This is a genomic window from Micromonospora sp. NPDC048999, assembly GCF_040649295.1.
Classification (GTDB): Bacteria; Actinomycetota; Actinomycetes; order Mycobacteriales; family Micromonosporaceae; genus Micromonospora.
On the sequence record NZ_JBEZFI010000023.1, the window covers coordinates 19,009 to 42,747 of the forward strand.

The following is a 23,739-nucleotide window of genomic DNA, read 5'->3' on the forward strand; positions in this document are numbered from 1 at the left end:
GTCAGCTCTGCCGCAGGGCCGGCATCGGTACCGGCACGGCGAGCGCGGTCGCCCCGGCGCCGGCGCCGCGCTCGCAGGTGTTCGGCGGCACGGTGCCGAGGGCCTTGGTGGCGGGGCGCTCGGCCGCCCAGAACATGAAGCCGAGCATGCCGGAGGTGGTGCCCGCGCCCTTGGGAGCGGCGCTCTGCACGTACGGGGCGGCGGCCTTCTGCACCGAGGTGGCGTAGTCGACGCACTCCGGCAGCGGCTTGCCGCCTTGGGCGAGGTAGAGGCCGCCGGTGAACTTGGCCGGGGCGAGCGGCGGCACGGGCGGGCCGTACTGCGGCTTCCCGTCGACATGCTCCTGCCAGCTCGCCTGGGAGGTGCTGGCGGAGGCGGGCTTGGCGGCCACCATCGCGTTGGCGTAGTCGAGGACCGGGATGTCGGTACGCAGCCAGTCGGCGGTGGCCTTGCGGTTGAGATCGATCAGATAGCGGTCGCCGGCGGCGACGTCGATGGTGAGCCGGGCCTCGGGCCGGGTGCCGGTGGCGTCGTACGGGTGGACCGCCCGGTAGGCGTCGATGAAGGCCTGCAGGCCGGCGAGGTTCGGGCTGGTGGCCTGCTCGTAGTCGATCTCGATGCCGACGCCGAGCCGGGTGGCGACTGCGGCGGCCCGCTGGCCGAGCAGGGTGGGGTTCTGGGCGAGGGCGGCGTTCCAGTCATTGGTGTAGGTGATGCCGCCGAGGGAGAGCATGACCCGCACGCCGTGGGAGGTGAACCAGCCGACGATGTCGGCGGTCATGCCGCGCGGCACACCGTCGAGGGTGGTGGCGTTGGTGGTCTGGCGCAGCAGGTCGAGCGGGTTGACGAAGCTGAGCACCACCAGGTTGACCGAGGGGTGGCCGTCCCCTCGGTCGATCAGCCAGTGGTTCTGGCTGTCGAACTCGGACACGCTACGGGCCGTGCCCCAGGTGCAGTAGTCGTTGCCGCAGTGCCAGGCGCCGTAGACCTGGATCGGGGTGGCGGCGAGGGGCGCGGGGGCCGGCTGGGGTGGCGGCGTGGCGGTCGGGGTGGTGGCGGCGAGCGCGAGCAGGAGCGCGGCCAGCGGTGCGAAGCGTCGCATGGGGACCTCCCCGACCTCTCAGTACACCTTGTTTACAGTAGAGCGTCGAGGGCCGTCAATGCCCCCAGCGACCTCGTCGAGGACCCGGCGCTGGAAGGCCCGCGCCTCGACGCCGTCAGGAGGTGGGCCGCCCCGACGGGCCGCGATCGCCCGCCGGATCAGGTCAGCGTCCTCGCCCCGTGCGGCGAGCCGCCGCCCGGCGTCCACCTTAGCCAGCCAGACCCCGTCGCGGTGGCGGACCAGGGAACGGCAGGCGCCCAGCACGGCGTCCTCCGCGCCGGGGGCCGGGCCGTCCGGTGTCGGCAGCGCCAGCCACCAGGTCAGCGCCGCGACCAGCAGCCGGCGCAGGTCGTCCGGGGCGGGTTCGGCGAAGACCTCGGCGGCGGGCGGACCGAGCAGGGCCAGGCCGGATTGGCGCAGGATGCTGCGGTCGAGGGCGTACCAGAACCGCCCGTCGGCGGCGGGCCGGTCGGCCGGGTCGTAGGTGGCGCGGAACCGCATGGTCACGCCGGTGTTGAGCTCGACCTCGAAGCCCGGCTCCGGGGTGCCGGAGGCGGCCACCTCCCGCCGGTAGGCGACCAGTTCCAGGCCGCGCGCCGGGCAGGGCAGCGTCTCGTGGCGCAGCCGGTCCACCAGCGCCCGCTTCGCCGGCCCGCCGATCGGCCGGGCCACCACCAGCGCCACGTCCACGTCGCTGCGCCCCGGCTGGTACGCGCCCAGCCCCACCGACCCGGCGGCGTACGCCCCGACCAGGTCGCCGCCGAGCACCGCGCGGGCCCGGTCGACCAGCTCGGTCAGGTACCCGCGTACGTCGTCGTCCATGCCGCGCATCGTGCCGGATACGTCCCGACCACGGTCGGGGCGGCCCCGGGGCAACTCCGGCGGGTCGGGACAGCAGACGGTCGGCGGGCGAGCCGCGGCCCGGTTTAGGTGTACGCGACACGACCGAGCCGCGGGATGTGCTCGGGCGACTGCATTCGGTACAGTGCGAACGTTGATCGTCGGTGATGTTTGCCGGTCGGAAGGGTACCGGGTTGACTCGACGGAGCAGGTGGCTGATCCGGGGCGGGTTGCGCCTCGGACTCCTGCTCGGCGGGGTGCTCGCGGCGTGGGCCGGCCACGAGGCCGCCACCGACGCCGCCGCGTACGCCGCCGACCGGCCACCGATCGTCAAGGCCACTCACGACCCGGCTGCCGGCGCTCTCCGCCCGGCCGCAGCACCGCCACGCGGCCCGGCCACCGGCGGCACCGCGCGACACACCCCATTGAGCCCGTCCAGGAAGGCCGGTCCACCGAAACGGGGGGCGCCACGGTCGCCCGCCTGTCCCGTCCGGGCCAGCCACGGACGGTGCAGGCCGCAGGCCGCCGAAGCGGCGCCCAAGCCCGGCCGGAGCCCGGTGGCGCGACCCGAAACGCACCCCCTCAACCCGGTCACCGCGCCGCCCGGCCAGCTCATGGCATCAGGACAGCAAGGACGCTCCACCCCACCGGGCCAGGGCGGCACCCCACCCGGGCACGGCGGCACCCCACCCGGACAGGGCGGCACCCCACCCGGACAGGGCGGCACCCCACCCGGGCACGGCGGCACCCCACCCGAACAGAGCGACACCCCACCCGAACAGGACGGCACCCCACCAGGGCACGGCACCCCACCCGGGCACGGCGGCACCCCACCAGGACACGGCGGCACCCCACCAGGACACGGCGGCACCCCACCCGGACACGGCGGCACCCCACCAGGACACGGCGGCACCCCACCCGGACACGGCGGCACCCCACCCGGACACGGCGGCACCCCACCCGGACACGGCGGCACCCCACCCGGACACGGCGGCACCCCACCAGGCCACGGCGGCACCCCACCAGGCCACGGCGGCACCCCACCCGGCCACCGACCCGTACCGCCGGAACCGCTGGATCCGACCACCGGCCCACCACCTACGACCACCGATCCGGGTGCCAGCCCGAGCGACCAGATCGAACCGCTGCTGTTCGGCCCGTCGGCGGCGGCCGTCCAGAGATACGCTGCGCCCGCCCCGGGTGCGTCAGCCGCCACCCGGCACACCGCGGCAGCCTTGTCCTCCACCGGTCCGACCGGGTGGGGCCCGCTCGAGTCGGATGTCGATTTCGCACCGGTCCATCACGCCCCCGGCGATGCTGAACTCGCTTCATTCGGCGGCGTCCACGGCCACCTCGCCGACACCTCCGCCGTCGCCTGGGCATCGCCCGCCCTGTCGGGGCGCCGCTGCCACCCGTCCGACGGCAACACCCTCCGCTCCCGCTCGCCCCGCCCGGGCACCCGGCCCGCCTGACCGGCGCGCCGGCCCGTGCCGTCCGCGAGGGCGGCCCGGGTTGCTGTGCCTTCTTCCCGTCAGCCCGACGGCCCCTGGTGGCCCGCGCCGGCCGCACGACCCACGCCGGCGGCGTCTCTGCCATAACCCACCACGATGGTGACCAGGAGTTACTCCATGAGCGTGAGCATGCCCGTCGTCCGGGCCCGGTGGCGCGACATCGGCTGGATCGCCGATCTCGTCACCGACGCCCTCCACCCCACCGCCTTCGGTGCCTGGCTCGTACCCGACGAGCAGCGCCGACCGTACGTACTCGCCGCCGTGGCCCGCATCTGGATCGAACACGCGCTGCTCTTCGGCGACGCGTTCCTGCTCCAGGACGGCTCGGCGGCGACCGTCTGGTTCCACCGCTACAGACCGATCCCGCCACCGGCCCGGTACGTCGACCGGCTCGCCGACGTGTGCGGTGAGCACCGGGATCGGTTCGACCTCCTCGACCGGGCCCTCGCCGCGCGGCGCCCCACCGAGGCGCACATCCATCTCGCGCTGCTGGCCGCACCGGGACAGACCCTGGCGCGGCGGGCCGACATCCTCGCCGGGACGCAGCGCCGGATCGACACGCTGGGCCTGCCGACGTACGCGGAGGTCTTCACCGAGGCCGACCGGGACCTGCTCCGCGGGCACGGATACGCCCAGCGGGACGCCTTCCCGATGCCGAGCGGCACCATCGCCCATCCGATGTGGCGAATCTCGCCGTTCTCGACCGACCGCCGTGTCGGCAACGCCGGCCGACCGGCCGCGCTGGCCCGCAACGGCCGCGTGAACGGCTGGGCGCCGCGCTGAGCCGGGCCTGAGGACGGTGCAGACGGCCGGGGCGGCCCCGTGCGCGGGGCCGCCCCGGCCGAACGGTCACCGTGGCGGTGGGGTCAGCGTGACCAGCTTCGTTAACCTGGCACGCCGAGCAGGGACACGATTCGGCCGAGCAGTCGGAGGGTACGGGGTGCGGGTGCTTGCTACCGATGACAACGACCACGCCGGCGGCGGCGCCGCCCCGACCAGGGTTCGGAAGCGTCGACGCCGACGTGTCCTGATCTTCCTGGCGGTCTTCGCGCTGCTGGCCGGCTCCGGCCTGGTCGCCGGCGGCTACTACTTCGACAGTGTGCCCACGCCGGCGGACCTCAAACTCCCCGAGTCGACGACCGTCTACTACGCCGACGGTCGCACCCCGATGGCGGAGCTGGGCGAGCAGAACCGCACAATCGTCCCATACGACCAGATGAACGACTCCGCCAAGCAGGCCATCGTGGCAGCGGAGGACCGCTCCTTCTGGACCAACAAGGGCATCGACTTCGGCGGGGTACTCCGCGCCGCGTGGTCCAACCTGACCGGCGGGCAGCGGCAGGGCGCCTCCACCATCACGCAGCAGTACGCGCGGGTCGCCGCCGACCTGCGCGGGGTCACCTACTCGCGCAAGCTGCGCGAGGCGGTCATCGCCTGGAAGCTGGCCGACAAGTACAGCAAGGAGGAGATCCTCGGCTTCTACCTGAACAGCGTCCCGTTCGGTCGGGGCGCGTACGGGATCGAGGCGGCCGCGCAGACGTACTTCGGCAAGACGGTGCGCCGGGACGCGCCGCCGGCCCAGCAACTGACCCAGGCGGAGGCGATGGTCCTCTGCGCGATGGTGAAGCAGCCGGAGGCCGACCTGGACGACCCGGAGGGAGCGCCCGGCTACGACCCGCGGCGCAACGCCAGGGCCCGGCAGAACTCGATCGACCGCTGGGCCTACATCCGCGACGGCATGGTGAAGCTGGGCTACCTGACACCCGAGCAGGCCACGAACCTGGCGTACCCGGACACGGTCCTGCCGATCGACCCCAACGCCGGCCAGACCGGGCTGGACCGGCCCACCGGCCTGGTGGTCGAGCACGTGCTCAGCGAGCTGCGCCGGACTGAACCGTTCCAGGGCAAGCCGGACGAGGTCATCCGGGACGGCGGCTACACGATTGTCACCACCATCGACAAGCGGGTCCAGGACGCGGCCGAGTCGGCCGCCGACATCCGCCGCGACACCGCTCCGGAAGCGGTTCGCGACCAGCCGAGGACTTGGCAGGCCGCACTGGTGGCGGTGGAGCCGGGCACCGGGCGGGTGCTCGGCTACTACGGCGGCGACCGAGCCGCCGACGCCGACTACGCCGGCTGGTACTACGACGAGGACGGGCGGGCGCGCGGGTTCGGCCAGCATCCGCCGGGCTCGTCGTTCAAGGTGTACGACCTAGCCGCCGCGGTGCGGGACAAGATCTCCGTGAAGCGGCGCTTCGACTCGCCGGAGACGAAGGAGTTCCCGGAGTCGGGGCGGACCAAGGGCAGCCCGGCCGGCCCGATCCGCAACGCCGAGCACGCCGCCTGCCAGCCGAACTGCGCGCTCTGGGAGGCGACGGTCGCCTCACTCAACGTCACCTTCTTCGAGCTGACCGAGAAGCTGGGCGTGGCAAAGGTCATCGACATGGCGAAGCGAGCCGGGGTCGACTCGATGTGGGCGACCGAGCAGGGCAACCCTCAGTCGCAACGGGTGGACCTGCGCAACAAGCCGGCTGCCGAGGCGGCCAAGCGCTTCTCCACCGAGGTCGGCATCGGCCAGTACGGCATCACCGTGCAGGACCACGCGAACGGGATGGCGACCTTCGCCGCCGGCGGCAAGCGCGCCGAGGCGCACTTCGTCCGCTCGGTGAGCAAGGGCGACGACAAGGTGTACACCGAGCGGCTGGTGCAGACCGACCTCGGGCTGGACGAGGAGGCGATCAACCAGCTCGACTGGACGCTGCGCCGGGTGAAGGCCGCCAAGCTGGACAACGGCTGGGACTCCGCCGGCAAGACCGGCACCTGGCAGGCGGGCCAGAGCACCACCCAGAACGTGCACACCTGGATGGTCGGCTGGACCGGCGCCCTCGCGGCCGCGGTCTGGCTCGGCACCACCGACGGCAAGCCGCTGAAGACGAAGGACGGCAGCTACCAGGTGTACGGGTCCAGCGGCCCCGCGCCGATCTGGCGACAGTTCATGGAGCAGGCGACCGCGGCTTTGAAGCTCGACCCGAACAAGTACCGGTTCGGCGACCCGAGATTCCCCGACGACACCCCGCCGCCCACGATGAACCGGCCGGCGCCGGTCACCTCGTCGCCGACGCCGCCCCCTTCGCCGACGCCGACGCCGAGCCTGACGCCGTCGGAACCCAGCCCCACCCCCAGCCCGAGCGACCCGCCGGCACCGACACCCACCCGGTCGCCCTCGCTGATCCCGCTGCCGACCGGGGCGCCGTCGGCGACCCGGAGAACGGGGTGACGGCCGCCGGCGGATTGCCGCCCCCGGCCAGCACCTCGCCGGGGCGTTCCGCGTGCCCGCCCCCCGGGACGGGACCAGCTATCCGCCACGCCGGACGCTCGACGAGCCCGGCGCCGGACCGCGCGGAGACCCGTCGGCGGCCCGCAGCGCCCGCCGCAGGTCCCGGTACACCCGCGCCTCGGTCTCCGGCGGCAACGGGCCGCGGGGCGGCCGGCTCGGCCCGCCGTACCGGCCGATCTGTTCCATCGCCAGCTTCACGGCCTGGACCACCTCGGGTTGGGAGCCCCAGCTGAGCAGGGGATGCAGCTGGGCGTACAACGGCAGCGCCGCCGCCAGGTCGCGAGCGGCGCACAGCCGCTGCAGGCGCCGGCAGAGCCCGGGCAGGGTGTTGGGGCTGTGCCCGATCCACCCGGTCGCACCGCATACGGTCAGCTCCAGCAGCACGTCGTCCGCCCCGACCAGCACGTCGAGGTGGGGGCACAGGTCGCGGACGCGGTGCAGCGAGCGTACGTCCCGCTCCCGTACCGCCACGACGCCGTCGGTCTCGGCGATGCGGGCGAGGAGGTCCGGCGTCAGGTCCACCGTGGTCTCGGCCGGGTCGCCGCACACCACCACCGGCAGGCCGACCGCGGCCACCTCACGATAGTGGGCGACGACCTCGGCGGCACCGCCCGGATACCCGACCGGCGGAGGCGCGAGCACCGCCTGCGCACCCGCGGCCTGGGCCTGCTCGGCCCAGCGCCGTGCCTGCCGGCTGCCGTACCCGCCGACGCCCGGCACCACCGCCCGGCCGTTCGGCACGGCCTCGACGGCGGCGCGGACCACGTCGGCGCGCTCACCGTCGGACAGGGACCGATATTCTCCCAGCGGCCCGCACGGCGCCACGCCCTGGCAGCCCTCGTCGGTGAGCCACCGTACGTGCTCCTGAAACCGGTCGTAGTCGACCGAGAGATCGGCCCGGAACGGCGTGGGAACAGCGACGATGACGCCCTGCCAGGGCCTGGTTACGGCCACGACGCTTCCTTTCCCGGACACTCCACTCGTGTGCCCGACGACAGGACGACTCACCATCGCCCGTCGGGCCGGCAATCGCACACGTTAGGGGCGTCCCCCCTCCCGGTCTTCCGACAGATGCCGAAACTGCTGAGGTTAATCAGCGTACGGATGTTGCGGTGCGGTTACGGGGATTGCGCCGGCGGGCCAACATCATCGAAGGTAAGCCAACCGTCCTACCAGCACATATCTAGTCCGAGCCAAGCGGAGAGATTCGCACAGATCGGGCTGTTCCGGGAGCATCGCATGCGCATGGAACTGCAACGCATCGTCGACCGGATCGCGGCACGCGTGAAACGGCCGGCCCTGATCGAGGACCGGCGTCAGCGGGTCGTCGTCTACAGCGAGCACAGCGGGGTGATCGACGGCGTACGCCGAAGCTCGATCCTGCGCCGGCACACCACCCCCGAGATGATCGCCTGGGCGCGGGACCTCGGGATCATGGAGGCCCGGCAGCCGGTGCGTACCCCGGCCTCCCCCGAGCTGGACCTCCTGGCCCGGGTGTGCGTGCCGATCCGGCATCAGGACCTGCTGCTGGGTTTCGTATGGTTCATCGACGAGGCGGAGGGGATGACCGACGATGACATCTCGGTGGTGACCGAGGCGATGCCAGACCTGTCGTTGGCCCTCTATCGGGAGAACCTGCTCGGCGAGTTGACCTCGCAGCGAGAGGCGGAGGCCACCCGAACGCTGCTCGTCGAGTCCCCGGAGGCCCGCCGCGAGGCGGTCCGTTCGTTGCTGACCGACGGCCTGCTCGGCAGCGACGGCCAGGTCACCGCCCTGGTCGCCCATCTCGTTCCGGCCCCGGACGACGCGCTCGACGACACGGCCCGGCTGGCCCTGGAGCACGCCCTCGTCGCCGCGCGACAGTGGGTCGGGTCGCGGGAGACGCTGCATCTGGTGCGGCACGACCACGGGGTGCTGCTGCTCTGCGGGCGCCACGCCGGGCGGGGGCCCGCGGAGGAGGCCGCCGCGCACCTCGATCAGGCGCTGCGCGGGGCGGTACGGGGGCTGGCGTCGGTGGCGCGTACGGTGCTCGGCGTCGGCGACGCGCGGCCCCGCCTGTACGAGAGCCTGCGGTCGTACCAGGAGGCGTTCCAGGCGGCCCGGGTGGGCGTGCAACTGCCGGCCCTGGGTTCGATCGTCTACTGGTCCGACCTGGGCATCTACCGGCTGCTGTCCGGGGTCGACGCTCGGCATCTGGACGTGGCACGGGTGCATCCGGGGCTGGGTCGGCTGCTCGGCGACGAGGCCCACCAGGTGCTCCTCGAAACCCTGGAGACCTACCTCGACCTGGCCGGCAACGCCCACGCCACGGCGGAACGGCTGCGGCTGCACCGGACGACGCTCTACTACCGGCTGCAGCGGGTGGAGTTGCTCGCCGACACGGATCTGAAGGACGGCAACGAGCGGCTCTGCCTGCACCTGGCGCTGAAGCTCGGCCGCCTGACCGGCCAGTACCAGCACGGCCGCTGACCGGCCCCACCGGCCGGGCCCGGACGGGCCGGGGGCGGGATGCCGGCTGCCCGGCGTTCCGCCCCGGAACTCCTAACGGCCGTGACCGGGCATCCGGTGGAATTGTTCGGCGCCGATCAGGTCGAGTCGTGCGGCCGCGCGGGACGAAGCAGTTGCCACAGAAAATGGCCCGCTTGTCGTTCCATCAACACGGGCAGCATAAACCCATTCTCGCTAGCCTTTCTCCCCGCGCATTCCTCCTTTCCGAACACCTCGCCGATCAGGGCTCCGAGCCCTGGTCGAATCGACGCGGATCAGCGCAACATCGGCCACCACCGAACCTACGTACCGACGCGCGGGTAGGTCATCGGACACCTGTGGGAGATGGCGATCGTTGACTCCTACGCTTGTCGCACGGGCACCGCCGCTGCCGGGCCCACACGGCGGCACGCATTTCGCACTGCACACCGAACGGATCCCCATTGAGGGGCAGCCCGCCATTGACAAACGTTGACGGCATGTTCAGGATTGACGAAACATCAGGCCGGGCGTCCATATTGGACGCCCATCGGTGTGCGGCGGATACGCATTTCGTCACACGTGCCGGTCATCGATTCCGTCAGCTCTCATCCGTTGGCCGCGCCGAACCGCCGTCGCACGCGGGACTCGATTCTGCGGGCCGTCAAGGCCCGCAGTTCCCGCGCCCCTCGACAGAAAGGGAAGAGATGCGAATGCCGAACTCGGGTAACCGCCGCTGGCGGCTGCCCATCGTCGCGATCGCGGCCGCCTCGGCCGTGCTCCTGGTCACTCCGGCCTCCGCCGTCACACCACCCGCTGACGGCGCCGGCGAGAGCGTCGAGCTGAACCAGCTCCTCGACGAGGAAGCGAGCGTGGTGGAGGTCCTGCTCGCCGACACCAAGGAGCTGGACAAGCTCGTCGCCACCGGTGTCGACCTCGACCACGACGTGTCGCGCACCGAGCAGGGCATCGTCGTCCACGCGGTGGTCACCCCGAGCGAGGTGGCGGCCCTACGCGCCCAGGGCTACCGGCTCGGCGATGTCCTCTTCCGACCCTCCGACTCCGAGGAGCGGGTCGCGGAGCGCGAGGCGACCATCGCCGCGCACAAGGCGGAGAACCAGGCCTTCACCGCGTCCCTGGCGACCACGGAAACCTCCGACGTCAAGATCATTCGCGCCGACTACTACACCTCCGGCACCGACAAGATCCTGTCGGTCGAGGCAAAGTGGGCCCAGGGCCAGACCGCGACCAACACGCTCACGGTCGTCCGGGACAGCGGCAAGGGCACGGAGCTCGGCTCGGGCGGCAGCCAGACCATCTCCCGCTTCGTGGACGCCGGCGTCTACATGTACCACCGGGGCGCCTCGACGGTGACGACCCGCCCGGATCGGATCCGGATCACCAGCCCGACCGGCGGGGTCGCCATCGCCCAGGTCAAGGAATGGCTACCCATCCCCGCCGACGACCCGGAGGGCCCGGGCTACCAGAAAGACTTCGTCACCAGCTACCTGACCCCGACCGAGCTGTACGCGCGGATCCACCAGCTCGCCGCCGAGTTCCCCGGCCTGGCCGAGATCGTCGAGCTGCCGTACAAGACGAACGGCTACCGCCGCAAGGCGCAGACCGTGCTCGGCACCACGAACGCCAACCGGGTGGCGGTCGACTCGCTGGACTGGGGACACGAGGGCGGCAACAACATCTCCGTCGAACTGGTCAACCCGGGTGCCGCCAACCGGCCGCTGTCGGTGACCGTGACCGGCAAGGACATCCGGGTCAGCCTGGCCACCAACTCCAGCGGTGCCCTGACCAGCACCGCTGCCCAGGTCGTCGCGGCGCTGAACGTCAACGCCGGGTCACTCGTCAAGGCCTACACCTACCGCGGTGACGCCGGTGCCGGTGTGGTCGCGGCCGCCGCCCGGACAGGGCTCACCGACGGCCTGCAGGCGCCGGCCAGCGTGTCCCGCGACCCGCACCCGATGTACGCGATCCGGATCGGCAAGCACCGCGACGGGTCCAGGATGGGCGTCCTCGCCTACGCCCAGGAGCACGCCCGCGAGTGGGTACCGCCGCTGGTCGCCATCGAGACCGCCGAGCGGCTGCTGCGCAACTACGGCCACGACGGCCACACCAAGCAGCTGCTCAACAACCTCGACATCTGGATCGCCCCGTCGATCAACCCGGACGGCGGCCACTACTCGTTCTACGACTACGCCTCGCAGCGAAAGAACATGACCAACCACTGCCCGCTGACCGATGCTGCCGACGCTCTCGGGCGTAACTCGTGGGGTGTGGACAACAACCGCAACTACACCGAGTACAGCATGTTCGACGGCTACTCGGGCGCGTCCAGCAGCTGCACCAGCGGCACCTACGCCGGGCCCAGCGAGCTGTCCGAGCCGGAGGACAAGAACCTCGACTGGCTGGCCCAGCACAAGAACATCAAGTTCTCAATGAACCTGCACTCCTCCGGCAACTACTTCATGTGGTCGCCCGGGGCGTACACCACCCCGGACCGGATCTCGGCGCCCCGGCCGACCCTCGCCCAGGAGTCGTTCTTCTGGGGCGCCTCGTCGCGGATCCTCACCGCGATCAAGCGGCACCGCAACATGGCGGTGACGCCGGCCCGGACCGGCCCGATCTCCGACGTGCTGTACTCGGCGGCCGGCAACTCCGGTGACATGCTCTGGTACAAGTACGGCATCTACGCCTGGAACTTCGAGGTCGGCACCTCATTCCAGCCCGCGTGGAACGAGGCGCACGCCGAGACGATGGAGTTCGCCAACGGTCTCGTCGAGCTGATGCGGGTGGCCCGGGACTTCGACACCGACCACCAGCGGCCGAAGAGCGGCCTGTCGGTGACCGCGAGCAGCACGCCCGGCATGGTGGACGTGACGTTCACGGTGAGCGAGCCAGCGGCGGTCTTCTACACCCTCGACGGCAGCGCACCGACCTACGAGTCCACGCTCTACGCCGCTGCCGGCGTCCGGGAGGGCGGCGAGACGCTGACCTTGCCCATCGGGACCAGGATCCACTGGTTCTCGGTCGACGCGGCCGGCAACGTGGAGAACAACTACCGCGCTGACGGCACCGGTAAGAACTTCCAGAAGGGCACCGCCGTCCTCTCCACCAAGTAGCAATACGGGCCTGGTCGTGCCGGGTACGGGCCTCCCCGTACCCGGCACGAGCCACGACCATCGGCCGAACGGCCTCCCCGCCAACCGCCTTGAACGATCATCGGCCATTCGTTCGGCGCGGCGAACAGTCCAGACGGGTCGGGACTGATCGACATCTCGGCCGAGGGGCGAGTACGCGCCATCAGCCGACAGCGGCATTGGCCGCATATCGGCCGGCCGGCCGCCCGGCACGAAGAACATCCGCCCTGATCAGCGGCTATTGAAGATCATGACTCATATGATCGGGGAAGTTTGGACGGCGATCGACGGACGTCGGTTGACCGGCTCACCCATTGCTCACCGCCCGAGGCCGTGTGATTGTGCTCCAGCGAGTACGCCGAACCCGGCGCCTCGCACGGTCGGTCTGTCGAACCGGGGCCACGCCGGCAGCTCCGGAGACCGACCGTCGTCCCGCCTCACCACGCCGCGCGTCCTGACCGGGCTCCGCGCGGCCTAGGAACAGGAGCACACCCCCGTGAAGCTCTCACCCCGCCTCGCCGCGCTCGCCGGCGCAGCCGCGGCCGGCCTGGTCGCCACCGGCGCCGCCGCGGCCGTCCAGGCCGCACCCCCGCTCGCCCCCAGCCCCGACGCCGCCCAGGCCCGCACGCTCGCCGCCAACTCGGCCGGCAAACTGGTCTCCGGGCGACCCGCCTACCTGCACGCCAGCGCCGACGACGCGTTCGTGCAGCAGGAGGTCATCTCCTCTGCGGGCACCCAGTACGTGCCCTACGAGCGCACCTACAAGGGCCTGCCGGTCGTCGGCGGCGACTTCGTCCTGGCCACCGATGCGGCCGGCAACCTGAAGTACGCCTCCGTCGCCCAGCAGCGGAGCATCGGCAACCTCGCCATCACGCCGAAGCTGACCTCGGCCGCCGCGGCGAAGACCGCGCGAGCCCAGCTCAAGACGGTCAGCGCCGTCGAGGGCACCAAACTGGTCGTCTACACGCTCGACTCCCAGCCGACCCTGGCCTGGGAGACCACGGTCCGGGGCACCGATGCCGACGGCCCCAGCCGCCTCACCGTCGACGTCAACGCGTCGACCGGCGCCGTCCTGCGTACGCAGGAGCACGTCATGCGCGGCACCGGCACCGGCGCGTGGAACGGCCCGCCCCCGGTCACCCTCAACACCACGCTCTCGGGCAGCACGTACTCCATGAAGGACCCGACCTACACCAACCTGAGCTGCCAGGACGCCGCGAACAACACGACGTTCAGCAAGTCGACCGACACCTGGGGCAACGGCACCGCCACCAACAAGGAGACCGGCTGCGTCGACGCACTGTTCGCCGCGCAGACCGAGCACAAGATGCTCTCGCAGTGGCTGGGCCGCAACGGCGCCAACGGTAGCGGTGGTGCCTGGCCGATCCGGGTGGGCCTGAACGACCAGAACGCCTACTACGACGGCACCCAGGTCCAGATCGGCAAGAACACCGCCGGCCAGTGGATCGGCTCGCTCGACGTGGTCGCCCACGAGATGGGCCACGGCATCGACGACAAGACCCCGGGCGGCATCTCCGGCAACGGCACCCAGGAGTTCGTCGCCGACACCTTCGGCGCGGCCACCGAGTGGTTCGCCAACGAGCCGGCCCCGTACGACACGCCGGACTTCCTGGTCGGCGAGATGGTCAACCTGGTCGGCAAGGGCCCGATCCGCAACATGTACAACCCGTCGGCGCTCGGCGACCCGAACTGCTACTCCAGCAGCATCCCGAGCACCGAAGTGCACAAGGCGGCCGGCCCGGGCAACCACTGGTTCTACCTGCTGGCCATGGGCAGCAACCCCACCAACGGCCAGCCGACCAGCCCCACCTGCAACAGCAGCACGGTGACCGGCCTGGGCGTCCAGACCGCCATCAAGATCATGTACAACGCGATGCTGCTGAAGACCTCGGGGGCGTCGTACCTGAAGTACCGCACCTGGACGCTGCAGGCGGCGAAGAACCTCTTCCCGACCAGCTGCACCGAGTTCAACACCGTCAAGGCCGCCTGGGACGCCGTCAGCGTGCCGGCGCAGTCCGGTGACCCGACCTGCTCCGGCAGCACCACCCCGCCGCCCACCACCGCACCGCCGACCACCACGCCGCCGACCGGTTCCTGCTCCGGTCAGCTGCTGGCCAACCCGGGCTTCGAGTCCGGCAACGTGAACTGGACCGCCTCCTCCGGTGTCATCACCAGCTCGACCGGCCAGGCGGCACACAGCGGCTCCTGGAAGGCGTGGCTGGACGGCTACGGCAGCACGCACACCGACACCCTGTCGCAGTCGGTGACCATCCCCGCCGGTTGTCGGGCCACCCTGAGCTTCTGGCTGCACATCGACAGCGCGGAGACGACCACGACCAGCGCCTACGACACGTTGACCGTGAAGGCGGGCAGCACCACCCTGGCCACCTACTCCAACCTCAACAAGGCCTCCGGCTACACGCAGAAGTCCTTCGACATCTCGTCGTTGGCCGGCACGACGGCCACCATCTCGTTCACCGGTGTGGAGGACGTCATTCTGCAGACCTCCTTCGTCATCGACGACGCAGCGGTCAACCTGTCCTGATCGCGAACGAAGCGGCCGGCCGTCGAAACACGACGGCCGGCCGTTTCGTCAGGTCAGCCCTACTCCATTGCCGACGCGTCAGCTTAGGCGGTCCGCCCGCGTGCCCGCGTCGGCGCTGCGGTTGAGGCGGGTCACCACGTCCTCCATCGCCCGGCTGAACAGTTCCATCTGCCGTACCGACTGCTCCTGCAGCCCGCCGAGCCGGGCGGCCAGGGCGTCGACGTCGGCCCGCGCCGAGGCGCTGACCTGGGTGTCGAGGTCGGCGAGGGCCGCGTTGACGGCCACCACGACGTGCCCGCAGACCGTCTCCATCCCCGCCTCGGCCAGATCCGGGTCGACCACGATGGACTCGATCCGACCACCCTGGACAGCCACGGCCCGGACCCGGCCGCCGGCCGTGACCCCCTCGGCGCGGAGCAGCTGCGCCGAGTCGCCGTCGGCATGCTCGGCGGCCCGCGAACGCATCGAGGACAGCGCCTGCTGGGTCCTGGCCAGCAGCTCGTCGAGGCTCTCGGCCGCGGTGAACGGGTCGTTGATCATAGCCGCGCTTTCTTCACGTCTTTCCGGAGCACCGTGACCATAGCAACCACACCCCGGGCACGGACGGGGCCGGGGGCCGAGCGTCCCGCGTCAGCGCAGGCGCAGCTGCTGGCCCGGGAGAATCAGGCTCGGGTCGTCGCCGACCACCCGCCTGTTGCGCTCGTACAGCGCGTGCCAGCCGCCGGCGAGGTTTCGCTCGTGGACGATTACGGACAGGCTGTCACCGTGCTTGACCACATAGGTCTCGGCACCGCCGGCACCCGGCGCGCCACGCCGGTGGCTGCGGGTCGCCGGCCGGTCGTGACGCGACGCCCGCTTGCTGATCGCGCTCTTCGGCGACTGCCGACTGACGGACACCGACGTGGACTTCGTCGAGCCGCCCTTCCTGCCGCAGACCGGCCAGGCGCCGATGCCCTGCCGGGCGAGGACCTTCTCGGCGATGGCGATCTGCGCGCCCCGGCTGGCCAGGTCGGCCCGGCTGGCGTACTTCTGCCCGCCGTGGCCGTTCCAGGTGCCCTTCGAGAACTGGAGGCCGCCGTAGTAGCCGTTGCCGGTGTTGATGTGCCAGTTCCCGCCGGACTCGCACCGGGCGATGGCGTCCCAGTTCACACTGGACGCGCTGGCCGGCTCGGCCGGCCCGAGGATGGCGACGGCGCCGACGACGAGCGCCGCCCCCGCGGCGACCCGACCTCGGGTGATTCGTCGATGACGTGCGACGTATTCAGTTGCCATGTGGGTTCCTCCACGCCGACGAGGTGAGCTGTCGGGTTCGGGCCGAGGAGCCCGGCCGCCGGTCGGCGGCTTCACCCCGAGGTGTCGAGCACCGAGGAACTTGTGGGTCCCCCGCTCCCGCCTGAGGTCCAGGTACCACGGGCCGGCGGCGGAATTAGGCGTTACCGGCCCGTGGTGTCCGCGATCGCGAACGCCTCGACGATAAGGGCGATTTGCCGCAATCGCCCACGTCTTGGGAAGTTCTTCACCCGGCCGGGCGAACGCCTCGCCATCCGCGTTGCGGACCATCCGAAAGCGCCTAAGCACCGACCAAACTTCACGTTTGCGCAGGTCAGAGTGGCCGAGCTACCGTATGCCGCAGAGGTGATGGCAATGACCACATTCTATGTTGACCTCTCTCATCACGACTGGGATCGCGTCCAGGGCAAGTTCGACTGGGCGGCCCTCCTCAAGGCCACCTCCCCCGTCCTGTGCCTGCGGGTCACCTACGGCGACCCGAACGGCTTCAACCCGCCCAGCCCCCACGCCGTCGACATGGCGCACGGCGCGGCCCACGCGGGCTTCGACGTGATCGGCGGCTACCACAACCTGATCAAAGGCGATCAGGCCAGCACCAACCGGCAGGTCGACTACCTGCGCCGCAACCTCGACGCGATCGGCGCGGTCTGGGCGATGGTCGACGTCGAGCGCTACCCCGAGTTGGTCACCAACGGGCTGTGGCCCCGCTGGGACGACGTACACCGGTTCGTGGATCGCTGGCACGCCGTCGACAACCGGCTGCTGGCGGGCTACATACCGAAGTGGATCTGGGAAGGGGATCTCGCCCGCCCCGACCTGCGGGTGCTCAAGATTCCCCTGGTCGCCAGCGACTACGGCAGCAACCCCACCGGCGCACCCGCCGCCGTGTACGCGAAAGCGGGTGGGAACGGTGGCCCGGGCTGGGCCGCGTACGGCGGGGTGAGCCCGTCGATCTGGCAGTTCGGGTCGAACCTCACCTGCCCCGGCGCCTCCAAACAGACCGACTGCAACGCATACCGAGGCACGCTGGCCCAGCTGCGGGCCCTGTTGACGAAAAAGACGACAGCATGACCGCTGCCGGATTCGCCGCGATCCTCTCTGACCCGAACGTCGCCGCGATCCGCGACGACAAGGCCGCAGCCCTCGCCGCAGCCGGCCAGCAGGACGTCTGCGTACCCGCGTGAAGTGGCCGCCTCCGTCGGCCGCGGCGTGACTGCCGCGGCCGACGGAGAAGGACGTCACAGCGTACGGGCGAGCCGGTCGGCGAGGATCCGGGTGAACCGCGACGGGTCGGCCAGTTCCCCGCCCTCGGCGAGCAGCGCCATCCCGTACAGCAGCTCGGCGGTGTCGCTCAGGGCGGTGGAGTCGCCGCCCTGCTCCTGCGCCTTGCGCAGCCCGGTGACCAGCGGGTGGGTCGGGTTGAGCTCGAGGATCCGCTTGACCTGCGGCACCTCCTGCCCCATCGCCCGGTACATCTTCTCCAGCGTCGGCGTCATGTCGTGCGCGTCACCGACGACGCAGGCCGGCGAGGTGGTGAGCCGGGAGGAGAGCCGGACCTCCTTGACGCTGTCGGCGAGCGCGCCACTCATCCAGGTGAGCAGGTCGGCGTACTCCTCGCGCTCGGCCTCGGCCTTCTCCTTCTCCTCCTCGGTCTCCAGGTCCACCTGGCCCTTGGCCACCGAGCGGAGCGTCTTCCCGTCGTACTGGCCGACCCGCTCGACCCAGACCTCGTCGACCGGGTCGGTGAGGATCAGCACCTCGTAGCCCTTGGCCCGGAACGCCTCCAGGTGCGGGGAGTTCTCGATCATGGCCCGGGACTCGCCGGTGGCGTAGTAGATCTCGGACTGGCCGTCCTTCATCCGCTCGACGTAGTCACGCAGGGTGGTCAGCTCGGCCGGGTCGTGGGTGGAGGCAGCCCGGACCAGGTCGAGCAGCGCCTCGGTGTTGTCCGGGTCCTCCAGCAGACCCTCCTTGACCACCGCGCCGAACTCGGTCCAGAACGTGCGGTAGGACTCGGCCGACATCTCCTTGAGGGTGGCGAGGACCTTCTTGACCAGGCGGCGGCGGACGGCGCGGATCTGCCGGTCCTGCTGGAGGATCTCCCGGGAGATGTTCAGCGACAGGTCGTGCGCGTCCACCACGCCCTTGACGAAGCGCAGGTAGTTGGGCATCAGCGCGTCGCAGTCTTCCATGATGAACACGCGCTTGACATAGAGCTGCACGCCGCGCCGGCCCTGCGGGGAGAAGAGATCGAGCGGCGCGTGCGACGGCAGGAACAGCAGGGCCTCGTACTCGAAGGTGCCCTCGCCCCGCATGTGGATGGTCTCGAGCGGGTCGGCCCAGTCATGCGCGACGTGCCGGTAGAACTCCTTGTACTCGGCCTCGTCGACCTCATCCCGGGAGCGGGCCCAGAGCGCCTTCATCGAGTTGAGCGTCTGCTCCTCGCGGGTGGTGGCGCCGTCCTCGGCCGACCGTTCGACGGTCATCCGGATCGGCCAGGCGATGAAGTCGGAGTAGCGCTTGACGATCTCCCGGATCGTCCACTCGGCGGTGTAGTCGTGCAGGTTGTCCTCGTCGTCGGCGGGCTTGAGGTGCAGGGTGACCGAGGTGCCCTGCGGGGCCTCGTCGACCGGCTCCACCGAGTAGGTGCCCTCGCCGGTGGACTCCCAGCGGGTGCCGCCGTCCTGCCCGGCGCGGCGGGTCAGCAGGGTCACCTTGTCGGCCACCATGAAGGTGGCGTAGAAACCGACGCCGAACTGGCCGATCAGCTCCTGGGAGGCGGCAGCGTCCTTCGACTCGCGCAGCTTGCTCAGCAACTCGGCGGTGCCGGACTTGGCGATCGTGCCGATCAGCCCGACCACCTCGTCGCGAGCCATGCCGATGCCGTTGTCCCGCACGGTCAGCGTGCGGGCCTCCTTGTCGACCTCGATCTCGATGTGCAGGTCGGAGGTGTCGACCGTGAGATCCTTGTCGACCAGCGACTCCAGCCTCAGCTTGTCCAGCGCGTCGGACCCGTTCGAGATCAGTTCGCGCAGGAAGACATCCTTGTTCGAGTAGATCGAGTGAACCATCAGCTGAAGCAGCTGACGGGCCTCGGCCTGGAACTCCAACGTCTCGCCCCGGTCGCTCACACCGATTCCCCTTCCACATCGCGGGCCTTCCGGCGGAAAGGATACGAGGCGTGACGACGGTGGCACCGCCCGGCCGTGCCGACTGGCACGTCCGCACACTTTGCCGTGAATATCCGTTTCGAGGAAGCGGCGGGTCCCCCTCCGGTAGCTTCCAGGCAGGGCAGCGAGCCCACACGGAGAGGTCTTGCGGTGTTCGATGGGTTCGAAGAATTCGACATGAGGACATCGGGAGCGACAATCCACGGCCGCGTGGGCGGCACCGGACCTCCCGTCCTCCTCCTGCACGGCATTCCCGAGACACACCTCATGTGGCACCGGGTGGCCTCACAGCTCGCCGAGCACTACACCGTCGTCGCCACCGACCTACGGGGCTACGGCGACAGCGGCAAGCCGCCCAGCACCGCAGACCACGAGCCCTACAGCATGCGTGCGACCGCCCGCGACCAGATCGAGGTCATGCGAGATCTCGGCTACGACCAGTTCCGACTCGTCGGACACGACCGCGGCGCACGGTGCGCGTACCGGCTCGCGTTGGATGCTCCGGACGCGGTCACCCGGCTGGCCGTCATGGACGTCGTCCCCACCGGCGACGCCTACCGCCGGGCGGAGATGAAGTTCAGCCTGGGGTACTGGGTCTGGTCCTTCCTGGCGGCACCGGAGCCGGTGCCCGAGCAGTTCATCGGTGCGGCGCCCGATGTCCTGGTCAACTTCATGCTCGACAGTTGGCCGGAGGTGAAGGACGCCTTCCCGGCCGAGATACGGGCGGAGTACGTTCGGAAGTTCAGTGATCCCGCCACCGTGCATGCCATCTGCGAGGAGTATCGGGCCGCCGCAAGCCTGGACTACCAGCAGGACGAGGCGGACCGGGGCAAGCGGAAGATCGCCTGCCCGGTGCTCTTTCTCTGGAGCCAACGGGGGTCGGTCGCCCAACTGTACGACGATCCACTGGCCATCTGGCGGGAGTGGGCGGACGATGTTCGCGGCGAGCCCTTACCCGTCGGACACTTCATCCCAGAGGAAGCCCCCGAACAGACCGCCCGTCAGCTCCTGGACTTTCTGAAGTAGCCCTGCGCCCGCCGCTACCCGCGCGGTCTCGCCCACCCGAGGAAGCGGTCGTGCAAGCCCGCCAGTGCGGTGCCGCCGCCCAAGTCGGCGAGTTGGACGGCGGCCTCAGCCTGGAGGGTCGCCAGGTAGATCAGCAGGTTGGCCCGCTGGCCCCGATACTCGGCGAGTAGGCGCAACTTCGCGGCTGAGCAGGGCCAGGCGATGCCGCATGCCTGGCAACGCCAGGTCGGACGCGACGGAAGATGCTCGGGCCGGCGGCGGCTCATCGCAACCTCAGTGCCACGGCGCGCGCCTCCTCGTCCGTCAGCGGCAGAAACCACAGGAACCGCCGTACGATCTCGGGCGGTTGAGGGCCGTCCGGCCGACCGCGTAGGTCCCGGATCGCCTGGCGGGTCAGCCGCGTGAACTCCGGCAGGAGTTCCGCCCGGCGAGCCGCGTCCGTCGGTGCCGCCGTCCACGCCGGGCACGCCCAGTCCGCGCCGCAGCCGTCACAGACCCAGCCCGGCGCGGCGGTTCAGTGCGCGGCCGCCACCCCGTCGCGCTCTGCGCGAGCTTCAGGACTCCCACGCGCAACTTTTGCTGATTCATTTCAAAGTTTCGTAATGATGCATCTAGCTTCATGTTGCTGTCGGCGATAGCCTCTCGCCCGAGAACACATCGCGTCCCCTTGGCTCGTCGAGGTCCGCCCCCACTTCCCCGGGCCGGAACTGGAAAGGAACCGCATGTCCAGCCACCACCCGCCAGCAAGAACCCGCAGAGCACACCCGTCCCGCCGAGCGGGCGCAGACGCCCGCCGACGACTGCTGCGCTTCCTGCTCGCCGCCGTCCTACCCGCCGCGTCCCTGTCCGTCGGCTCGCTCGCCGTTGGCACCCCGGCCTGGGCCGCGCCCACCAGCGCACCGGCCATTCTCACCCCGACCGCCCCGACCGGGACCAACAGCTTCTACCGAGGCCCGGTCACCCTGAACCTGTCCGCGACCGACGAGGTCAACGGTGTTCAACGCCTGGAGTACCGGCTCGGCAATACGGCGCCGTTCCAGACCGCGGCGTCCGCGGCCGCCCCGTACCCCGCCAGCCTGACCGGCTCGGTGCAGATCACCCAGGAGGGCACCACCGCCATCGGCTACCGGGCCATCGGCGGCGACGGCTCCGCGGAGTCCGTCCGCACCATCACCGTCCGGATCGACACCGTCGCCCCGGTGGTCAGCTGGCCAGGCATCGTCGACGGGCACGTCGGCCACACCGCCACACTGATCCCGACCCGGACCGATCCCGCGCCCGGCTCCGGGGGCGTCTTCATCCACCGCATGTGGCTCGACGGCACCGAGGTCACCCCGCTGCCCGTCACCACCTCCACCCTGGCCACCGGCGGGCACACCATCAGCGTGGTGGCCAGCGACGCGGCCGGCAACGCCGCCCGGTTCGACCAGGCGTTCGTCGTCACCACGTCCTTCACCGACCTCGACAACCTCATCGCCGGCTACGTCACCAGCGGCGCCCTCGACGCCGCCGACGGCGACAGCCTGCGCGCCACCCTCGCCCAGGCCGCCAGCCTCGCCGAGACCGGCGGCACCAACGCGGCGGCCACCCTGCTCAACAAGTTCGTCGCGGCCACGCAAAGCGCCACCAAATCCGGGCCGACCCGCGACACCCTGGTCAGCGACGCCCGATACCTGAAGCAGCAGGTCACCGGCACGCTGCCGGCAGACCCGCCGACCGGCATGACCGTCACGCCGGCCACCGGACCCAACCCGATCCCCGCCGCGACACCGCTCGCGGCATCCACCAACTTCCCCGACGCCAGCTACCGGGTGCTGTACTTCTCGGCCACCAAGGGCTTCCGCCACGACCACATCGCCGACACCGCCCTGCTCGTGCAGCAACTAGGCAAGCAGTACGGCTTCGACGTCGACATCTGGGATCCGAGCCTGGCCCCCAACTCGCTGCGGAGCACGCCGTTCACCTCCGCCGCCGACCTGGCAAAGTACAAGACCATCATCTTCTCCTCGCCGGTGGACGGAACCAACCCCAACAGCGCGCCGGACAAGGACGCCCTCAACGCCGGTGAGCTGGCCGCCTTCAAGGAATACATCCAGGCCGGCGGCGGCTACCTCGGGCTGCACGGGGCCTCCGACGCGATCCACAACGTGCCGTGGTACCGCGATTTGGTAGGAGCGTGGTTCACCAACCACCCCGGCGGCCAGAACGGCGAAGGCACCTGCGGCAGCTGCATCAACGTACGGGTCAACACCGAGGACCCGTCCAACCCGGCCGTGGCGCACCTGCCGAAGACGTGGCTCACCATCGACGAGCTGTACAACTTCGACCACAACCCGCGCGCCGAGGTGCACACGCTGCTCAGCCTCGACGAGTCGTCGTACCAGCGCAGCCTCAACAGTGGAAACGCCGCCACCAACCCGCTGCGGCTGATGAACGGCGACCACCCGATCGCCTGGTGCCAGGAGTACGACGGCGGACGCGAGTTCTCCCTCATCCTCGGCCACGACCGCGCGCAGTACTACCGTGACCCGTTCACCCGGATCCTGCTGGCCGGCATCCACTGGACCGCCGACCAGACCGAGGCGAACTGCTCGACCTACCGACAGACCCGGACGCTGATCACCACCGGCGCCGCCGACGGCACCCTGGAGCCCGCGTCGGCCGAGGCCGCCTCCGCGCTGCTCGACGACGCCCAGGCCGCCTACCTCGGAGGGGACTACAACACCGCCACCACGTCGCTCAACCGGATCAGCGCGATCGCCAATAAGCCCGCCACCGGCAGCAAGGCGGCGCGTACCGAACTCGACCGCCAGGCCCGCCAGCTACGCGACTGGATGCAGACGTTGAAACACTCCTGACCGCAACCGGTTGCCGCCGGCCCACCGCGGGCCGGTGGCAACCGGTGGTCTCCGTCTCCCGCGTACGGGGGAGGGCAGCCAGTCCCGGGCGGGTGGCGCCCGGCGATGGGCCGCACCAGGCGTACACCGTGTGACCCAAGCGGGTCATCTGGCCGAGGCACGTGCGGCGGCGGACCCGGAGCGGGAAGCGGCCCGATGAACCTGGGCCACGTCGGCGCTCACGCGGGGTGAATGCCGGCCTGGCCGACGCCGCTGCCCGCGGCGTCGGCGCCGGCCCGCGTCGCGCGTAGCCCGGACGGCTGTCACCTCACGGTCGTTCCTCGGCCCGGACGGGTAGTGGTTCTTGCGGTGATCAGGTGATCGACGGTGGCCGTGCCGGCGGCGTTCTCGGAGACGTACGGGGCGGGCGCACCACTGGCAG

The 23,739-nt window shown here is 70.8% G+C and carries 16 protein-coding genes and 1 riboswitch; of the genes, 9 read left to right on the forward strand and 7 right to left on the reverse strand.

Annotated features, from left to right (window positions below; translation table 11 throughout):
- Window position 1 precedes the first annotated feature (1 nt).
- Window positions 2–1,102: a hypothetical protein gene (locus AB0C02_RS21745; protein ID WP_357550508.1), complete on the reverse strand. Its 1,101-nt coding sequence runs from the start codon at window positions 1,100–1,102 to the stop codon at window positions 2–4.
- 18 nt (window positions 1,103–1,120) lie between these two features.
- Window positions 1,121–1,924 (reverse strand): nucleotidyltransferase domain-containing protein, encoded by an 804-nt coding sequence (locus AB0C02_RS21750; protein ID WP_357550509.1) that lies wholly within the window; start codon window positions 1,922–1,924, stop codon window positions 1,121–1,123.
- A 212-nt stretch (window positions 1,925–2,136) separates the two neighbouring features.
- On the opposite strand from AB0C02_RS21750, the gene AB0C02_RS21755 reads away from it, so the two are divergent.
- The 3 genes from AB0C02_RS21755 to AB0C02_RS21765 all read left to right on the forward strand — a co-directional run bounded on the left by AB0C02_RS21755 (window position 2,137) and on the right by AB0C02_RS21765 (window position 6,730).
- The gene (locus AB0C02_RS21755) at window positions 2,137–3,414 is read left to right on the forward strand and encodes a hypothetical protein (RefSeq protein WP_357550510.1); all 1,278 of its coding nucleotides are present in this window, start codon (window positions 2,137–2,139) and stop codon (window positions 3,412–3,414) included.
- A gap of 156 nt (window positions 3,415–3,570) precedes the next feature.
- The gene (locus tag AB0C02_RS21760; RefSeq protein WP_357550511.1) at window positions 3,571–4,236 is read left to right on the forward strand and encodes a hypothetical protein; all 666 of its coding nucleotides are present in this window, start codon (window positions 3,571–3,573) and stop codon (window positions 4,234–4,236) included.
- A gap of 163 nt (window positions 4,237–4,399) precedes the next feature.
- Window positions 4,400–6,730 (forward strand): transglycosylase domain-containing protein, encoded by a 2,331-nt coding sequence (locus tag AB0C02_RS21765; RefSeq protein ID WP_357550512.1) that lies wholly within the window; start codon window positions 4,400–4,402, stop codon window positions 6,728–6,730.
- 78 nt (window positions 6,731–6,808) lie between these two features.
- Here the strand turns inward: AB0C02_RS21765 and AB0C02_RS21770 are convergent, their stop codons facing one another.
- A complete protein-coding gene (locus AB0C02_RS21770) occupies window positions 6,809–7,744 on the reverse strand; it encodes a dihydrodipicolinate synthase family protein (RefSeq protein ID WP_357550513.1) in 936 nt (311 codons plus the stop codon).
- A 285-nt stretch (window positions 7,745–8,029) separates the two neighbouring features.
- Here AB0C02_RS21770 and AB0C02_RS21775 point away from each other — a divergent pair, with 285 nt between their 5' ends.
- The 3 genes from AB0C02_RS21775 (at window position 8,030) to AB0C02_RS21785 (ending at window position 14,974) form a co-directional block, all read left to right on the forward strand.
- Entirely contained in the window at window positions 8,030–9,259 is a 1,230-nt protein-coding gene (locus AB0C02_RS21775) for a helix-turn-helix domain-containing protein (RefSeq protein WP_357550514.1), read from the forward strand.
- Window positions 9,260–9,969: 710 nt separating this feature from the next.
- Window positions 9,970–12,390 carry a M14 family metallopeptidase gene (locus AB0C02_RS21780; protein WP_357550515.1) on the forward strand — a complete coding sequence of 807 codons (2,421 nt, stop codon included), beginning with the start codon at window positions 9,970–9,972 and terminating at the stop codon, window positions 12,388–12,390.
- Window positions 12,391–12,904: 514 nt separating this feature from the next.
- Window positions 12,905–14,974, forward strand: coding sequence for a M4 family metallopeptidase (locus AB0C02_RS21785; RefSeq protein ID WP_357550516.1), 2,070 nt, complete (start codon window positions 12,905–12,907; stop codon window positions 14,972–14,974).
- A gap of 78 nt (window positions 14,975–15,052) precedes the next feature.
- Here AB0C02_RS21785 and AB0C02_RS21790 read toward each other — a convergent pair whose 3' ends face one another.
- Window positions 15,053–15,514: a YbaB/EbfC family DNA-binding protein gene (locus AB0C02_RS21790; protein ID WP_357550517.1), complete on the reverse strand. Its 462-nt coding sequence runs from the start codon at window positions 15,512–15,514 to the stop codon at window positions 15,053–15,055.
- Between the two features lie 90 nt (window positions 15,515–15,604).
- The gene (locus AB0C02_RS21795) at window positions 15,605–16,246 is read right to left on the reverse strand and encodes a transglycosylase family protein (RefSeq protein WP_357550518.1); all 642 of its coding nucleotides are present in this window, start codon (window positions 16,244–16,246) and stop codon (window positions 15,605–15,607) included.
- Window positions 16,245–16,417, reverse strand: a riboswitch (cyclic di-AMP (ydaO/yuaA leader). (Overlaps the previous gene by 2 nt.)
- A 201-nt stretch (window positions 16,418–16,618) precedes the next feature.
- Between AB0C02_RS21795 and AB0C02_RS21800 the strand changes: the two genes are divergently transcribed.
- A complete protein-coding gene (locus AB0C02_RS21800) occupies window positions 16,619–17,335 on the forward strand; it encodes a hypothetical protein (protein ID WP_357550519.1) in 717 nt (238 codons plus the stop codon).
- Between the two features lie 167 nt (window positions 17,336–17,502).
- Here the strand turns inward: AB0C02_RS21800 and htpG are convergent, their stop codons facing one another.
- The gene (gene htpG, locus AB0C02_RS21805) at window positions 17,503–19,395 is read right to left on the reverse strand and encodes a molecular chaperone HtpG (RefSeq protein WP_357550520.1); all 1,893 of its coding nucleotides are present in this window, start codon (window positions 19,393–19,395) and stop codon (window positions 17,503–17,505) included.
- A 216-nt stretch (window positions 19,396–19,611) separates the two neighbouring features.
- Here htpG and AB0C02_RS21810 point away from each other — a divergent pair, with 216 nt between their 5' ends.
- Complete coding sequence (locus AB0C02_RS21810) at window positions 19,612–20,460, forward strand: alpha/beta hydrolase (protein ID WP_357550521.1); 849 nt, start codon at window positions 19,612–19,614, stop codon at window positions 20,458–20,460.
- Between the two features lie 14 nt (window positions 20,461–20,474).
- Here the strand turns inward: AB0C02_RS21810 and AB0C02_RS21815 are convergent, their stop codons facing one another.
- Window positions 20,475–20,726, reverse strand: coding sequence for a flavin reductase (locus AB0C02_RS21815; RefSeq protein WP_357550522.1), 252 nt, complete (start codon window positions 20,724–20,726; stop codon window positions 20,475–20,477).
- A gap of 456 nt (window positions 20,727–21,182) precedes the next feature.
- Between AB0C02_RS21815 and AB0C02_RS21820 the strand changes: the two genes are divergently transcribed.
- A complete protein-coding gene (locus tag AB0C02_RS21820) occupies window positions 21,183–23,318 on the forward strand; it encodes a ThuA domain-containing protein (RefSeq protein WP_357550523.1) in 2,136 nt (711 codons plus the stop codon).
- Window positions 23,319–23,739 lie beyond the last annotated feature (421 nt).

What these genes read in the sequence shown, in the direction of transcription:
- AB0C02_RS21760 (WP_357550511.1), top strand. Translation starts at nt 3,571, where the DNA reads ATGAGCGTGAGCATGCCCGTCGTCCGGGCCCGGTGGCGCGACATCGGC.
- AB0C02_RS21795 (WP_357550518.1), bottom strand. Translation starts at nt 16,246, where the DNA reads ATGGCAACTGAATACGTCGCACGTCATCGACGAATCACCCGAGGTCGG.
- AB0C02_RS21815 (WP_357550522.1), bottom strand. Translation starts at nt 20,726, where the DNA reads ATGAGCCGCCGCCGGCCCGAGCATCTTCCGTCGCGTCCGACCTGGCGT.
- AB0C02_RS21780 (WP_357550515.1), top strand. Translation starts at nt 9,970, where the DNA reads ATGCCGAACTCGGGTAACCGCCGCTGGCGGCTGCCCATCGTCGCGATC.
- AB0C02_RS21750 (WP_357550509.1), bottom strand. Translation starts at nt 1,924, where the DNA reads ATGGACGACGACGTACGCGGGTACCTGACCGAGCTGGTCGACCGGGCC.
- AB0C02_RS21810 (WP_357550521.1), top strand. Translation starts at nt 19,612, where the DNA reads ATGAGGACATCGGGAGCGACAATCCACGGCCGCGTGGGCGGCACCGGA.
- AB0C02_RS21745 (WP_357550508.1), bottom strand. Translation starts at nt 1,102, where the DNA reads ATGCGACGCTTCGCACCGCTGGCCGCGCTCCTGCTCGCGCTCGCCGCC.
- AB0C02_RS21775 (WP_357550514.1), top strand. Translation starts at nt 8,030, where the DNA reads ATGCGCATGGAACTGCAACGCATCGTCGACCGGATCGCGGCACGCGTG.
- AB0C02_RS21820 (WP_357550523.1), top strand. Translation starts at nt 21,183, where the DNA reads ATGTCCAGCCACCACCCGCCAGCAAGAACCCGCAGAGCACACCCGTCC.
- AB0C02_RS21790 (WP_357550517.1), bottom strand. Translation starts at nt 15,514, where the DNA reads ATGATCAACGACCCGTTCACCGCGGCCGAGAGCCTCGACGAGCTGCTG.
- AB0C02_RS21800 (WP_357550519.1), top strand. Translation starts at nt 16,619, where the DNA reads ATGACCACATTCTATGTTGACCTCTCTCATCACGACTGGGATCGCGTC.